The organism is Streptomyces sp. NPDC052012, from assembly GCF_040689265.1.
GTDB lineage: Bacteria > Actinomycetota > Actinomycetes > Streptomycetales > Streptomycetaceae > Streptomyces.
Map to the genome: position 1 here is coordinate 157,994 of NZ_JBFAXA010000016.1, position 13,701 is coordinate 171,694.

At 72.6% G+C, this 13,701-nt stretch carries 14 protein-coding genes; 7 read left to right on the forward strand and 7 right to left on the reverse strand.

What is annotated here, in order from left to right:
- Nucleotides 1-58 precede the first annotated feature (58 nt).
- The 3 genes from AB0412_RS24125 to AB0412_RS24135 all read right to left on the reverse strand — a co-directional run bounded on the left by AB0412_RS24125 (nucleotide 59) and on the right by AB0412_RS24135 (nucleotide 3,310).
- Entirely contained in the window at nucleotides 59-2,395 is a 2,337-nt protein-coding gene (locus tag AB0412_RS24125; RefSeq protein WP_366404647.1) for a SpoIIE family protein phosphatase, read from the reverse strand.
- A gap of 70 nt (nucleotides 2,396-2,465) precedes the next feature.
- Nucleotides 2,466-2,933, reverse strand: coding sequence for a peroxiredoxin (locus AB0412_RS24130; RefSeq protein ID WP_366404648.1), 468 nt, complete (start codon nucleotides 2,931-2,933; stop codon nucleotides 2,466-2,468).
- On the reverse strand, nucleotides 2,930-3,310 hold the full coding sequence (locus AB0412_RS24135) for a hypothetical protein (RefSeq protein WP_366404649.1): 381 nt from the start codon (nucleotides 3,308-3,310) through the stop codon (nucleotides 2,930-2,932). Before AB0412_RS24135 ends, AB0412_RS24130 begins: the two co-directional genes overlap by 4 nt.
- Before the next feature lie 257 nt (nucleotides 3,311-3,567).
- Between AB0412_RS24135 and AB0412_RS24140 the strand changes: the two genes are divergently transcribed.
- The 3 genes from AB0412_RS24140 to hemC all read left to right on the forward strand — a co-directional run bounded on the left by AB0412_RS24140 (nucleotide 3,568) and on the right by hemC (nucleotide 6,449).
- Nucleotides 3,568-4,548, forward strand: coding sequence for an ATP-dependent DNA ligase (locus tag AB0412_RS24140; RefSeq protein ID WP_366404650.1), 981 nt, complete (start codon nucleotides 3,568-3,570; stop codon nucleotides 4,546-4,548).
- A 144-nt stretch (nucleotides 4,549-4,692) separates the two neighbouring features.
- Nucleotides 4,693-5,469, forward strand: a complete 777-nt coding sequence (locus AB0412_RS24145) for an NPP1 family protein (RefSeq protein ID WP_366404651.1) — start codon at nucleotides 4,693-4,695, stop codon at nucleotides 5,467-5,469.
- A 44-nt stretch (nucleotides 5,470-5,513) separates the two neighbouring features.
- A complete protein-coding gene (gene hemC / locus AB0412_RS24150; RefSeq protein ID WP_366404652.1) occupies nucleotides 5,514-6,449 on the forward strand; it encodes a hydroxymethylbilane synthase in 936 nt (311 codons plus the stop codon).
- A gap of 33 nt (nucleotides 6,450-6,482) precedes the next feature.
- Here the strand turns inward: hemC and AB0412_RS24155 are convergent, their stop codons facing one another.
- Entirely contained in the window at nucleotides 6,483-7,004 is a 522-nt protein-coding gene (locus AB0412_RS24155) for a hypothetical protein (RefSeq protein WP_366404653.1), read from the reverse strand.
- A gap of 517 nt (nucleotides 7,005-7,521) precedes the next feature.
- On the opposite strand from AB0412_RS24155, the gene AB0412_RS24160 reads away from it, so the two are divergent.
- The gene (locus AB0412_RS24160) at nucleotides 7,522-8,316 is read left to right on the forward strand and encodes an RNA polymerase sigma factor SigF (protein ID WP_366404654.1); all 795 of its coding nucleotides are present in this window, start codon (nucleotides 7,522-7,524) and stop codon (nucleotides 8,314-8,316) included.
- 21 nt (nucleotides 8,317-8,337) lie between these two features.
- Here the strand turns inward: AB0412_RS24160 and AB0412_RS24165 are convergent, their stop codons facing one another.
- Nucleotides 8,338-8,658 carry an ANTAR domain-containing protein gene (locus AB0412_RS24165; protein ID WP_366404655.1) on the reverse strand — a complete coding sequence of 107 codons (321 nt, stop codon included), beginning with the start codon at nucleotides 8,656-8,658 and terminating at the stop codon, nucleotides 8,338-8,340.
- Between the two features lie 249 nt (nucleotides 8,659-8,907).
- On the opposite strand from AB0412_RS24165, the gene AB0412_RS24170 reads away from it, so the two are divergent.
- Nucleotides 8,908-9,711 (forward strand): VOC family protein, encoded by an 804-nt coding sequence (locus AB0412_RS24170; protein WP_366404656.1) that lies wholly within the window; start codon nucleotides 8,908-8,910, stop codon nucleotides 9,709-9,711.
- A 53-nt stretch (nucleotides 9,712-9,764) separates the two neighbouring features.
- Here the strand turns inward: AB0412_RS24170 and glgX are convergent, their stop codons facing one another.
- The gene (gene glgX, locus AB0412_RS24175; protein WP_366404657.1) at nucleotides 9,765-11,909 is read right to left on the reverse strand and encodes a glycogen debranching protein GlgX; all 2,145 of its coding nucleotides are present in this window, start codon (nucleotides 11,907-11,909) and stop codon (nucleotides 9,765-9,767) included.
- Nucleotides 11,906-12,418: a pep a2 gene (locus AB0412_RS24180; RefSeq protein ID WP_366404658.1), complete on the reverse strand. Its 513-nt coding sequence runs from the start codon at nucleotides 12,416-12,418 to the stop codon at nucleotides 11,906-11,908. The genes glgX and AB0412_RS24180 overlap by 4 nt, the downstream gene beginning before the upstream one ends.
- 327 nt (nucleotides 12,419-12,745) lie before the next feature.
- On the opposite strand from AB0412_RS24180, the gene AB0412_RS24185 reads away from it, so the two are divergent.
- On the forward strand, nucleotides 12,746-13,048 hold the full coding sequence (locus AB0412_RS24185; RefSeq protein WP_366404659.1) for a DUF5133 domain-containing protein: 303 nt from the start codon (nucleotides 12,746-12,748) through the stop codon (nucleotides 13,046-13,048).
- 72 nt (nucleotides 13,049-13,120) lie between these two features.
- On the forward strand, nucleotides 13,121-13,701 hold a 581-nt coding region (locus AB0412_RS24190; RefSeq protein ID WP_366404660.1), incomplete at its 3' end, for a maltotransferase domain-containing protein.

Sequence of the window (13,701 nt, forward strand, 5' to 3'; positions counted from 1 at the left end):
AGGCGGCCGGAGCCGGAAGAACCGCCGGAGCTGCGGGACTGCCGGGACGGGGCCTGCTTCACACCGCGGACAGTGACTGTTCCGCCCAGATCGTCTTGCCGGTGCCGGTCTGCCGGCTGCCCCAGCGCTGGGTCAGCTGGGCCACCAGCAGCAGGCCCCGGCCGCCCTCGTCGTAGGCGTTCGCCCGGCGCATGTGCGGCGAGGTGGCGCTGCCGTCGGAGACCTCGCAGATCAGGGCGCGATCGCGGATCAGGCGCAGGTGCACCGGCGGGGTGCCGTAGCGGATGGCGTTGGTGACCAGCTCGCTGACGACCAGTTCGGTGACGAAGGCGAACTCGTCCAGGCCCCAGGCGGTCAGCCGCTCGACGGCCCACTGCCGGGCGGCGGCCACCTCCGCGGGATCGGGCGGCACCTCCTTCGTGGCGACCTGTCCCGCGCCGAGGGCCCGGGTGCACGCCAGCAGCAGGGCCACGTCGTCGCCGGGCTCCTCCGGCAGGACGGCCTTCAGCACGCTGTCGCACAGGGCGTCCAGCGAGGCGGCGGGCACCGTCAGGGCGCGGCACAGTTCGCCGGTGGCGTGGTCGACGTCGCGGTCGCGGCTCTCCACCAGGCCGTCGGTGTAGAGGGCGACGACGGAGCCCTCGGGCAGCTGGAGCTCCGTCGCCTCGAACGGCAGCCCGCCGACGCCGAGCGGGGGTCCCGCGCTCAGCCGGAGCAGGCGACAGGTGCCGTCGGGGAGCACGACGGCGGGTGGGGGGTGTCCGGCGGTCGCGGCGGTCAGACGGCGCGAGACGGGGTCGTAGACGGCGTACAGGCAGGTGGCGCCGAGCTCGGCGGCCTCGTCGCCGTCGTCGGAGGCGAGATGGATGACCAGGTCGTCGAGGTGGGTGAGCAGTTCGTCCGGCGGCAGGTCCACGTCGGCGAGGGTGCGGACGGCCGTGCACAGCCGGCCCATGGTTGCGGTGGAGGGGATGCCGTGGCCGACGACGTCGCCGACGACCAGGGCGACCCGGCTGCCGGACAGCGGGATGACGTCGAACCAGTCGCCGCCGATGCCGGCCTCCGACCCGGAGGGCAGATAGCGGTGGGCGACCTCGACCGCGGCCTGACCCGGCAGGCCCTTGGGCAGCAGGCTGTGCTGGAGGGCCAGGGCGGTGCTGCGCTCGCGGGCGAAGCGGCGGGCGTTGTCGACGCAGACGGCGGCGCGGCTGGCGAGTTCCTCGGCGAGGACCGCGTCGTCGGCGGCGTACGGGTCGGGGAAGAGATTGCGGACGGCGACGGCGACGCCGAGGGTCGTGCCGCGGGCGCGCAGCGGCACCGCCAGCAGGGAGTGGATGGGGGCCCGGCGTGACCGGTCCGGCGGGGCGGGGGCCCCTCGCCCGCCCAGCCAGCGGTCGAACTCCGGCTCGCCGGCGCGGCCGAGGACCGGCCTGCCCTCGCGCAGCGCCCGCGCGGGCGGCGAGGCCGGCGGATACACGTCCGTGCCGCCGAGGTGGACGGCGCCGGCCGGGGAGCCCTGGGTGGCGGAGCCGTGTGCCACGCGGCGCAGCACGATCTCGGCGTCCGTGAGGGCCGGGGGTTCGTGGGTGCCGAGGACCCAGTCGAGCAGGTCGACGGCGGCGAAGTCGGCGAAGGTCGGCACCAGGAACTCCACGAGTTCCTCGGCGGTGCGGACCACGTCCAGGGTGGTGCCGATGCCGGTGGCGGCCTCGTTGAGCAGCGCCAGCCGCTGCCGGCCCCGGTGCTGCTCGGTGCTGTCGAACGCGGCGAGCGCGGTCCCGAGGAGCCGCCCGGAGGGGTCGCGGACCGGCCACATCTCCACGCTCCAGGCGTGGAACCGCTTGCCGGAGGGTGCTCGGCCGAGGGTCTCGTAGTGCACGGGCTCGCCCGTCTCGACGACCCGCCGCAGATACCACTGGAAGCCGCGCTGATGGCCGGCCGCCTCCCCGGTGTCCAGGTACGGCCGGCCGACCAGCTCCTCCTCGGTCGTCCCCATCGCCCGGCACGAGGCGTCGTTGAGCCGAAGGTAGCGCTGCTCGGTGTCGAAGACGCTCATCGCCATGGACGCCTGCTGGAAGGCCTGCCCGGCCAGGGAACTCTCGGCCGCGCCGGGCGGCTCGGCGACGAGGACGTACCCGGCGGGGGTGTCGCTCGGGCCGGTGAGCGGCGTGACCGTCACCCGGAGCGGGACGGGGTGCCCCGCGCGGTGACGCAGCACGACGATGCCCGAGGGCACGGGCGGGGCGGCGGAGGGCGCGTCCTCGGCGAGCAGCTCGGTCACGGCCCGCCCCACGGCCTCCTCGGCCGGGTGTCCGGTCAGCCGCCGGGCACCCTCGCTCCACCCCGTCACGATGCCGCGGACATCGACGACCACCGCAGCGGAGGCCTCCTCCATTCGTCCAGGATCGGTCCATCACGTCCCCTTATCAACCGCGATCAACCGCGGCCCGGGGCCGTGGCCGGTCTCAGGGGCGGTGGTCGCGCAGGGCGGCGAGGGCCCGGTCGGCGTGGGTGTTCATGCGCAGCTCGCTGCGCACGACCTCGAGGACGGTGCGGTCCTGGCCTATCACGAAGGTGGCGCGCCTGGTCGGCGCCAGGGCGATGCCGCGCTTGACCCCGAACCGCTCACGCACCGTGCCGTCGGTGTCGGACAGCAGGGGCATGCCGAGGGTGTGCCGACCGGCGAACTCCGCCTGCCGTTCGACCCGGTCGCCGCTGATGCCGACCGGCCGGGCCCCGAGCGCGGCGAACTCGGCGGCCAGGTCGCGGAAGTGGCAGGCCTGCGCGGTGCAGCCGGGACTGAGCGCGGCCGGGTAGAAGAACAACACGACCGGCCCCTCGGCGAGCAGGTCCGTCAGCCGGCGGACGGTGCCGGTCTCGTCCGGCAGCGCGAAGTCCTCGACCGTGTCGCCCGTGACGAGCTTGCCGCTCACGACCGTCCCTCCGCGTTCCTGGCGACGCCGCGCGCCCAGAGCACCAGGGGCAGCTGCAGCGGCAGCCGCCCGAACGCGGCGGCCTTCTGCGGGGCGGGGCGGTGCCGCCAGTCGACGGCCATCTTCACGTTGGCGGGGAACACGGCGACGAAGAAGGCCGCCGCGGCGAGTGCGGCGGCCTTGCGGGTCCGGGGCAGCGCGATCCCCGCGGCCAGCCCGAGCTCGACGGCACCGCTGACATGGGTCCAGGTGCGGGGCGCTCCGGGCAGGGAGCGGGGCACGATGTGGTCGAACTGCCGCGGGGCGGCGAAGTGGGCGGTGCCCGCGACGGCCAGCAGACCGGCGAGCAACAGGGGCGAGCGATCGGACCGGGACACGGTTCCTCCTCTGACGACCTGCCGCGCGATATTACCCGACGGTAGGTAGGCCACTCGCCGAGGGAGCGGCCGTGCAACCCCCTTCAGGGGCGCGGGGAACTGCGCGACCAGCCCCCCACAACCCGCAGCCGCCCCCGAACCGCACCCCCTACGGCGCCTGGGCACCACAGCCCTCCCAGGGGGCCGCCACGGCGCCGTTCAGGCGAAACCCCGCCCCCGCACGCGTAGCAACCACCACCCGCGTCCACACCTCACCCGTGACCCTGCCGCTGATCCCGCCCATGCTCGCCACCTCCGGCACCCTGCCGTCCCGCGCGCTGGACGACCGCTGGGCCTACGAGACCAAACAGGACGGCCAGCGCGCGGTGATCTACCTCCCCGGCGACGGCACCGTCCTCCTGCGCGCCCGGTCCGGCCAGGACATCACCCGCGCCTACCCCGAGCTGGCCCCGCTGGCCACCGCCCTCGGCAGCACACCGGCGGTCCTGGACGGCGAGGTGCTCGCACTGGACGAACACGGCCGCGCCAGCTTCCAGTTGCTCCAGTCCCGCATGGGCCTGGCCCACGCGCCCGCCAAAGCGGCGCAGCGAGCCGCGGCGGTCCCCGTCCATCTCGTGCTGTTCGACGTGATGCACCTGCGCGGGCACTCCCTGGTCCGTCTGCCGTACGCGCGGCGCCGTGAGGAGCTGGAGGCGCTCGGCCTGGACGGGCCCTCCTGGTCGACCCCGGCCGCGATCGTCGGCCACGGCGCCGAGGCGCTGCGTGCCACGCAGGAGCACGGGCTCGAGGGCCTGGTCTGCAAACGGCTGGACTCGGTGTACGAGCCGGGGGTGCGCTCCCGGGCCTGGATCAAGATTCGCAACATGCGCAGCGAGGACGTCCTGATCGGCGGCTGGCTGCCCGGCAAGGGGCGGCTGACGGGGCTGCCGGGCGCCGTACTGGTGGGCCAGCGGGCGGCGGGGCGGCTGCGCTACGTCGGCGGTGTGGGCACGGGCTGGAGCGAGGCCGAACGCACCGAACTGGCCGCGTTGCTGTCCGGTGCGGCGAGCCAGGTGTGCCCCTTCGACCCGGTGCCTTCGGTGCCGGGCGCGCACTGGGTGGTCCCCCGGCTGGTCGGCGAGGTCCGCTACAGCACCCGTACCCGGGAGGGGATGCTGCGCCAGCCGTCCTGGCTGCGCCTGCGGCCGGACCTGGCGCCCGAGGAGGCGGCGGCCGACCTGCCCGACGACATGGTGTGAGCCCCCCGTGCGCCCACGAAGAGTTGGGCCGCGCTTCACCGCCGGTACGCCTCTCCCTCTTGGCATGGACGCGTCGAGCCGCGATGCTGAACTCCCTTGCCCCCCACAGCCGTTGTGCTGCGCCCGTACTCCCAGGAGGACGCAGTGTCGTCGAGCACGCTCCGCACCCACCGCAGAAGATGGCTGACCGGCCTGGCCGGAGCCGCAGCGCTCGTCATCGCCTTCCCCGCCACCGCCTTCGCCGCTCCGCCGCCCGCTCTGCCGGCGAACGCCGATGCTCTGGAGCAGACGTACCAGCCCGCCTACGACTACGACACCGACGGCTGCTACCCCACCCCCGCGATCGGCCCCGGCGGCGAGGTGAACGGCGGACTGAAGCCGACCGGCGCCCTGAACGGCAACTGCCGCGACGCCGCCGACCTGGCCAACACCAACGGCTACGCCCGCGCGAAGTGCAACAACGGCTGGTGCGCCGTCGTCTACGCCCTGTACTTCGAGAAGGACCAGGCGCTGCCGGGCAGCAGCCTGGGCGGCCACCGCCACGACTGGGAGCACGTCGTGGTGTGGGTGCAGAACGACACGGTGCAGTACGTCTCGACGTCCAACCACGGCTCGTTCACCGTCCACGCGCGCTCGGCGGTCCGCTTCGACGGCACCCACCCGAAGATCGTCTACCACAAGGACGGCCTCAGCACCCACTGCTTCCGCGTCGCGACCTCCGGCGACGAACCACCCGAGAACCACCGGGGCAGCTGGCAGTACCCGGCCCTCGTCGGCTGGAACGGCTACCCGGCCGGGCTGCGCGACAGGCTGGTCTCGTACGACTTCGGCAGCGCCCACTTCGGCCTGAAGGACGGCAGTTTCGCCTCACACCTCGCCGCCGCCCAGCCGCCCGGCATCCCGTTCGATCCGAACGCCTGACGGTTCGCGAGGAGGACTCCGGCCGGAGGGTCTATCGTGTCGCCATGTCCGCCCCCGAGCTGATCCGCATCGTCTCCCGCGACTCGCCCATGGCGCTCGCCCAAGTGGAGCGTGTCAGGGCCGAGTTGGCCGCCGCCCACCCCGGCGTGCGCACCGAGGTCGTACCCGTGCGCACGACCGGCGACAAGTGGCTGGGCGACCTGTCGAAGGTGGAGGGCAAGGGCGCGTTCACCAAGGAGGTGGACGCCGCTCTGCTCGCCGGCGAGGCGGATGTCGCCGCGCACTGCCTCAAGGACGTGCCCGCCGACCGTCCGCTGCCCGCGGGCACGGTGTTCGCCGCCTTCCTGAAGCGGGACGACATCCGCGACGCCCTCGTCCACCCCGAGGGGCTCACCCTGGACGAGCTCGCGCCCGGCACCCGGATCGGCACCTCCTCGGTGCGGCGAGTCGCCCAACTCGCCGCCACCCACCCCCACCTGGCCTGCGTGCCGTTCCGCGGCAACGCCAACCGGCGGCTGGCGAAGCTCGCGGCCGGCGAGGCCGACGCGCTGCTCCTGGCGGTCTCCGGACTGGAGCGCATCGGGCGCGGGGACGTGATCAGCGAGGTCCTCTCACCCGAGGCGATGATGCCGCCCATCGGTGCGGGAGTGCTCGCGCTGCAGTGCCGGGAGGACGACACCGCCGTCATCGACGCGATCAGCGTCCTCGGCGATCCGGACACCTACCGCGAGGCCACCGCCGAGCGCATGCTCCTGCATGTGCTCCAGGGGCACTGCAACAGCCCGATCGCCGGCTACGCACGCGTGGACCGCAGCGGCGAACTGTCCCTGCGGGCCTGCGTGTTCACCCCGGACGGCAAGACCCGGCTGAACGCGCACGAATGGGCCGGCCGCCTCGATCCGGCCACGCTCGGCACCTCGGTCGCCGTGGCCCTGCTGCGTCAGGGCGCCCGGGAGATCATCGACGCGATCCCGCACTGAGCCGGGTCAGCGGGTGCCGCTGTCACCGCCCGGTCAGGCCGTGCCCTCCTCCGCCTGGTCGCGCAGGAACACGCTCACCTGGTGCGCGAGGCTCTCCCGGCAGGCACCGGCGGGAGCCCCGGCGGACGGCTCGTGCACCCCGATGCCGCCCGCCCACAGCCGGCGGCCGGTCCACTCCTCGTCGACCCGCAGCTGGACCTGGACGTCGACATGGTTCAGCGACGCCTCGGGACCCGCGGCGTAGATCACCGCGGTGGCCCGGCGCAGCGGGTAGACGTCGAAGCCCTCGATGAACTGCGAGTTGCGCCAGTCGATGAAGGCGCTCTCCCCGTCGGCGCCGACCCGGACGTCGATCTGACCGTCCTCGAGATGAATGCCGAAGGCACGATTTCCGCGGTTCTCGACGGTCACGCGGACACTGAAGTACGCCAGCCCCTCGGCGGCGTCGTCGCGTCCGCGCGGCGGCTCGCCCGCCTCCAGACGGTGGACGCGGACCCGCAGACCGGCATGCTCATCGTACTCCTGCCAGTCCCCGACCACGTTCGGCTCGTACACAGTGCACCTCTCGACATTCTGTGGCTGCTTCCTATCTGTGGGCTCAGCGCACTGTCAAATGAGCGGAATGCGCTGTGGACAGGCAGTTCACCGGCGCTGATCGCTGATCAAGCGCTGCGCTGGAACGATCCCCCGTACCGGTCGGCCGCCCCGTCCCGGCGGCGTGCCGCACATCACGTTCCGTGTCGTGATCACGCGCGGGCCGGGGGCGACGGCCCGGGCCGGCCGCCGCACGGCGGGACCACCGCCACCCGCCCTGCGCCGCGACCGGCCCGCCCTCCGGGAATTTCACGCCACGAATTCCTTTGATTTCACGGCGTACAACACCAAGGAATTCTCTCTCGTTGAATTCCCAAGCTGTTTCGGAATGCCGGGGCATGGGAAAATGTGGTTCAGTGCTTCGGACCGGAGGCACGTCCGCGGGAACCGGCTCACCGGCCCGGACCGCTCCGTGTCGTCCGAGTCCAGGCTCCCGCGGTGTCCGTCCCACCGGCACCTGCTCAGGGAGGTGCGCACCATGCGTAACCCCGGCAGCACCACCAGGCCGCACCCCCACGACGACGCCCCGGACACCATCGAGGACTTCGCCCGCCTCGCTCAGCTGCCCGAAGGGCCCGAGCGCACGGCACTGCGCAACGAACTGGTCCGGGCCTGGCTGCCCATGGCGGAGCGGATCGCGGTCCGCTTCCGCGGCCGCGGCGAGGCCCTGGAGGACCTGTACCAGGTGGCGGCCCTGGGGCTGGTCAAGGCCGTCGACCACTACGACCCGGCGCGCGGCAACGCCTTCGAGGCGTACGCCGTGCCGACGGTCACCGGTGAGATCAAGCGCCACTTCCGTGACCACATGTGGACCCTGCACGTGCCGCGCCGGGTCCAGGACCTGCGCAACCGCGTGCGGAACGCGGTCAAGGAGCTCTCCCAGACGACCACGGGCCGGGCCCCCACGACCGCCGAGATCGCCGCGTACGCGCAGTTGACCGAGGACGAGGTGCGGACCGGGACGGAGGCCCTGGAGTGCTTCTCCGCGCTGTCGCTGGAGGCAGAGATGCCGGGCACCGACGGCTACGCGCTGGGGGACGCGATCGGCGGCCCCGACCCGGCGTACGACACGGTGGTCGACCGGGTGGCGGCGCGGCCGTGTCTCGAGGCGCTCCCGGAGCGTGAGCGGATCATCCTCTACCTGCGGTTCTTCCGGGGCATGACCCAGAGCACGATCGCCGAGCAGCTCGGCATCTCGCAGATGCATGTGTCACGGCTGCTGAGCAGCTGCTTCGCCCATCTGCGCGAGGAGCTGGAGGCCGAGTCCGGCTGAGCCGCGCGGGCGCGCCGCGCATCAGGGAGCCGGCGGCGCGCCCGGGACCTGGGTCGGGCCGAGCCGGTCGAGGGCGTCCTCCAGGGCCGCGCGTATCTCCGGCGGCATGACGCCGCTGCGACCCCATACGAGGATCATGTCGGCGATGTTGCGGGCCTTGATGTTGGTGTGCTGGGAGACCTCTTTCAGCACGGTCCAGCCCTGGTCGGGGGAGACGCGCCCGAGGGCGACGATCACGCCGATCGCCTGGTCGACGACCGCGTGCGAGACGACCGCGTCCTTCAGCTGCCGCACCTCAGCCTCCAGCTGGAGGATCCGCTCCGAGCCCCCGTCCGTGGGCATGGTCACCTCCCGGTCCGGTGTGCCGCTCTCATCCCGGCTTCGCACAGTGCTTGAGTGCCTTCACCCAGTGTCCGGCCCCTCCATCGTCGCCACTCCTCGCGCCTCGTGCCACTGGGGCGGACGAGGGCGTTCCGGATCACCGTTTCGGCACCGCCGCCGGGGTACTCGGCAGGCGCCCGGACGGGTCCGGGCCGGACACTGGTGTCATTCCGGTGGCCACCGGGCCGACGAGATCAGGACGCGACTGCCATGAACCACGACATGCCCTCCCCCGCCGGCACGAAGGACGTCTTCTCGACGGACGCCGTGTTCGGGGCGCCCTGCTGGGTGAGCCTGACCAGCCGCGATGTGAAGACGACGGAGGAGTTCTACGGCGCCGTGCTGGGCTGGACCTGGCGGCCGGTCCGGCTCGGGGACCGGTTCCGGATCGCGCTGGCGGACGGGGCGCCGGTCGCGGGCATCGCGGGGGTCGCCACCATGTGGCAGATGGCGGTGGCCTGGACGCCCTACTTCGCCGTGCGCAGCGCCGACGAGGCGGTGTCGCGGGTGCAGGAGCGCGGCGGCACGACGGCGGTCGGGCCGATCTCGCTGGCGCCGGGGCGTGCGGCGCTGCTGGCCGACCGGGACGGGGCGACCTTCGGCATCTGGGAGGGCGAACTCTTCACCGACTGGCCCACCTGGCGCCGCGCCCAGCCGGCGTTCATCAAGCTGCACACACGGGACGCCTTCGACGCCGCGATCTTCTACGGCGAGGTCTTCGACTGGGCGTCGGAGAAACCGGGCTGCTGCGAGGTCCAGTACGAGGGCGACGAGGTGGTGCTGCGCAGTGGCGGCGACGTGGTGGCCCGCATCGAGTCGGGCGCCCTGGAGGCGGCGCCCGATCCGACGATCCGGCCGCACTGGCAGGTCCACTTCGCGGTGCAGGACGTGGCCGCCTGCGCCCGTGCCGCCGAGATCCACGGCGGCAGCGTCCTGTCCCTGAGCCCCGACGAGGCGGTCCTCCGCGACAACGACGGCGCCCAGTTCACGGTGACGACCCGCCGCGGCCGCTGACCGCTCACGCGGGGCGGGCGCGGCGGCCACGACGAGCGAGCCCGCCCGGCAGGTCAACCGGAGGTGCGGGACGGGCGGGAGAGGAGGACCAGGCTGCGGGGGGCGACCGTCAGGGTGGTGCGGGGTTTGTGTTCCGACTCGTCGGGGGTGCCCTCCGGGTCCGCCGTGTCGATCAGGGCCGTCCAGCGCTCGCCGTAGGTCGCGTCGGGCAGGCGGAAGTCCACCGGCTCCCAGTGGCTGTTGAGCAGGAGCAGGAACGAGTCGTCGACCACGGGCCGGCCGCGTGCGTCGGGTTCGGCGATGGCGTCTCCGTTGAGGAAGACGCCGACCGAGTGGGCGTCGGAGCGCTGCCAGTCGTCGTCGGTCATCTCCTCGGCGTCCGGCAGCAGCCACACCAGGTCGGGCAGCGGCTGACCGGCGTGACACACGGTCTCCCCGCGGAAGAAGCGGCGCCGGCGCAGCACCGGGTGGGCGGTGCGCAACGCGATCACCCGGCGCGTGAAGTCCAGCAGGTCGCGCTGTTCGCGGCTGAGCCGCCAGTCGATCCAGGAGGTCTTGTTGTCCTGGCAGTAGGCGTTGTTGTTGCCGCGCTGGGTGCGCCCGAGCTCGTCGCCGTGGGAGAGCATCGGGATGCCCTGGGAGAGCAGCAGGGTCGCGAGGAAGTTGCGCTGCTGCCGGGCGCGCAGCTCCCGCACGGCCGGGTCCTTCGTCTCGCCCTCGGCTCCGCAGTTCCAGGACCGGTTGTCGTTCTCGCCGTCCCGGTTGCCCTCGCCGTTGGCCTCGTTGTGCTTGTCGTTGTACGAGACCAGGTCGCGCAGCGTGAAACCGTCGTGCGCGGTGACGAAGTTGACGCTGGCCCGGGGCCGCCGCCTGCTGTGGGCGTAGAGGTCGGAGGACCCGGTCAGGCGGGAGGCGAACTCGCCCAGCGTGTGCTCCTCGCCGCGCCAGAAGTCCCGTACGGCGTCCCGGTACTTGCCGTTCCACTCCGACCACAGCGGCGGGAAGTTGCCCACCTGGTAGCCACCCTCGCCGACGTCCCACGGTTCGGCGATGAGCTTGACCCGGCTGATCACCGGGTCCTGCTGGATCAGGTCGAAGAACGCCGACAGCCGGTCCACCTCGTGGAACTGCCGCGCGAGGGTGGCGGCGAGGTCGAAGCGGAAGCCGTCGACATGCATCTCGGTGACCCAGTACCGCAACGAGTCCATGATCAGCTGGAGTACGTAGGGGTGCCGCATCAGCAGGCTGTTGCCGGTGCCGGTGGTGTCGTAGTAGTGCGCCCAGTCGCCGTCCACCAGACGGTAGTAGGAGCAGTTGTCGATGCCCCGGAAGGACAGCGTGGGCCCCTTCTCGTTGCCCTCGGCGGTGTGGTTGTAGACCACGTCGAGGATCACCTCGAGCCCGGCGGCGTGCAGGGTGCGCACCATCTCCTTGAACTCGGTGACCTGCTGGCCGCGCGTGCCGTGGGCGGCGTAGGCGTTGTGCGGGGCGAAGAAGCCGATGGTGTTGTAGCCCCAGTAGTTGGCCAGGCCCCGGCCCTGCAGCACTCCGTCCTGGACGAACTGGTGCACCGGCATCAGCTCCACCGCGGTGACGCCGAGGGAGGTCAGATGCTCCACCACGGCCGGGTGGGCGAGTCCGGCGTAGGTCCCGCGCAGTTCGGCGGGCACCTCAGGGTGCGTGCGGGTCAGGCCCTTGACGTGCGCCTCGTAGATCACGGTGTCGGCGTAGGGGCGGCAGGGCCGGCGGTCCTCGCCCCAGTCGAAGGCCGGGTCGGTCACCACGCCGAGCATGGTGTGGCCGGCGCTGTCCGCGGGGTCGGGTCCGTCGGGGTTGCGCTCGTACAGCGAGGGGTGGTTGTCGATCTGCCCGTCGACGGCGGTGGCGTACGGGTCGAGCAGCAGCTTGGCCGGGTTGCAGCGGTGACCGGAGTCCGGGTCCCAGGGCCCGTGCACCCGGTAGCCGTAGCGCTGGCCGGGGCCGACGCCGGGCACATAGCCGTGCCACACGAAGCCGTCGACCTCGGTCAGCGCGACGCCGGTATGTCGGCCGTCGTCGTCGACGAGGATCAGCTCGACGTGTTCGGCCACTTCGCTGAACAGCGCGAAGTTGGTGCCCTCGCCGTCGTGGGACGCCCCGAGCGGGTAGGGGCGCCCGCTCCACGCGGGCGCCCCTCGCCGGTTCTGCCGCCGGGTCACCGGGCGTCCTCCAGGACGCCCTCGGAGGTGCGCACCCGGCCGGTGAGCTGGGCGACGCTCACCTCGCGGGGCACGTCCAGGCCCTCGCTCTCGCGCGGGTCGGGGGCGGTGGGCACCAGCGGGACGCGTTCGCCGGCGCGGGCGCGCTGCGAGAACCAGATGACCTTGCTGCCGGTCTCGGTGGCGCAGCAGCCCCATCCGTCGCTGCTGGCGGCGATGTGCTCCAGGCAGCCGCGCAGTTCCTGGTCCGGGCGCAGGGCGCGGTCGTTGTCCCCGATGGCGGTGATGAGGTGCTGGCCGTTCCACCACATCTCGATCGAGATGTTCTTGTCGGTGGCGTGCTCGTCGATGGCCCGCAGCAGCATCTCCGTGCCGCCGCACACGCGCTCCATCAGGTTCTCGAGGTCCCAGAACCGGAGGTGAGCGGCCAGAATGCGGCTGACCTGTCCCACCCTCTCCGGGCTGACTTCCACATCGAGGTGGTAGTAGCAGGGCACTGCGGTCTTCATGGTCGTTGGCTCCTCACCGCGAGACTCCCGTTCCTCCTCGCCCCTGCGGGACGGGCCCCGAACACGGAACGTGAGCACTTATCGCTTCTGAGTCACCCTCAGCGTGACCGGGTTGGTCCATTCGTGCAACACGAGCGCACGCCTGAGATGTCGGAGGCGACAACTGAGCACAAATGGTTGAAAGCCCAACAAGACGCAGGGTCACAGCGCGTGCACCATATGTGAAGACCTCGATCGCCGTTACGGTCCGTGCCGCTGTGCGCACGGGCGCCGCCCGACCGTCGGGAGAACGTGCCCCCATCGAGCCACGGAAAGGTGAACGGCGCCATGCTGCTACCCGCCAAAGCCGAAGTTGCCCGGCAGTTGCGTCGCTACCGGGCCTGGGAACGCGTGATGCTGGCGGCACCGGCCGATCGCACGGTCCGGGCCACCTTCGAGGACTCCGGCTACACCCTCTGCGTGCTGATGGGCAAGCGCTGCGCGCGCGAGGCGGCGGACGCCGCCGAGCGGTACCTGCGCACCAACCTCGTCACCTATCTGCAGGAACAGAACGACAGGCCCCGTCCGGCCGCCGCGGTCAGACGGGGCCCGCCGACGATCGAGCGGCGCTCCCCGGCGGGAAGGCAATGACCTTCCCGCCGCAGTTTGGTCCCCACGACCGGGCGCGGGCCCGGCGTTCGAGCACGGCGGAGGTGCACATCCATGAAGACGACCCGGGCCATCGGCCGCGTCCCGGTGCGGGACGTCCGCCCGTCCGTCGAGTGCGGCAGGCGGCCGGCGAAGGCGGTCGTGGGCGAGACGTTCGAGGTCACGGCGACCGTGTTCCGTGAGGGGCACGACGCGGTCGCCGCCAATGTCGTCCTGAAGGACCCCGAAGGGCGGCCCGGCCCGTTCACCCCGATGCGCGAACTGGCGCCGGGCAGCGACCGGTGGGGCGCGGAGGTCACCGCCGGCGCCGTGGGCCGCTGGACGTACCGCGTGGAGGCCTGGGGCGATCCGATCACCACCTGGCGCCGCACCGCGGGCATCAAGGTGCCCGCGGGCATCGACACGGGCCTGGTCCTGGAGGAGGGCGCCGATCTGTACGAGCGGGCGGCCGCCGGTGTCCCGCAGGACGAGGGACAGGACGTCGTCCTCGCCGCCGCGGCGACCCTCCGCGACGACTCCCTGCCCTGCGCCACCCGCTTCGCGGCGGCGTTGACGCCGGAGGTGGACGCGGTGCTGGCCCGGCATCCGCTGCGGGAGCTGGTCACCAGCAGTGACCCGCTGCCCCTGCTGGTCGA

Coding starts and splice junctions, on each gene's coding strand:
- AB0412_RS24170 (WP_366404656.1), top strand. CDS start 8,908: ATGAACCACGACATGCCCTCCCCCGCCGGCACGAAGGACGTCTTCTCG.
- hemC (WP_366404652.1), top strand. CDS start 5,514: ATGTCCGCCCCCGAGCTGATCCGCATCGTCTCCCGCGACTCGCCCATG.
- AB0412_RS24125 (WP_366404647.1), bottom strand. CDS start 2,395: ATGGAGGAGGCCTCCGCTGCGGTGGTCGTCGATGTCCGCGGCATCGTG.
- AB0412_RS24165 (WP_366404655.1), bottom strand. CDS start 8,658: ATGCCCACGGACGGGGGCTCGGAGCGGATCCTCCAGCTGGAGGCTGAG.
- AB0412_RS24160 (WP_366404654.1), top strand. CDS start 7,522: ATGCGTAACCCCGGCAGCACCACCAGGCCGCACCCCCACGACGACGCC.
- AB0412_RS24180 (WP_366404658.1), bottom strand. CDS start 12,418: ATGAAGACCGCAGTGCCCTGCTACTACCACCTCGATGTGGAAGTCAGC.
- AB0412_RS24185 (WP_366404659.1), top strand. CDS start 12,746: ATGCTGCTACCCGCCAAAGCCGAAGTTGCCCGGCAGTTGCGTCGCTAC.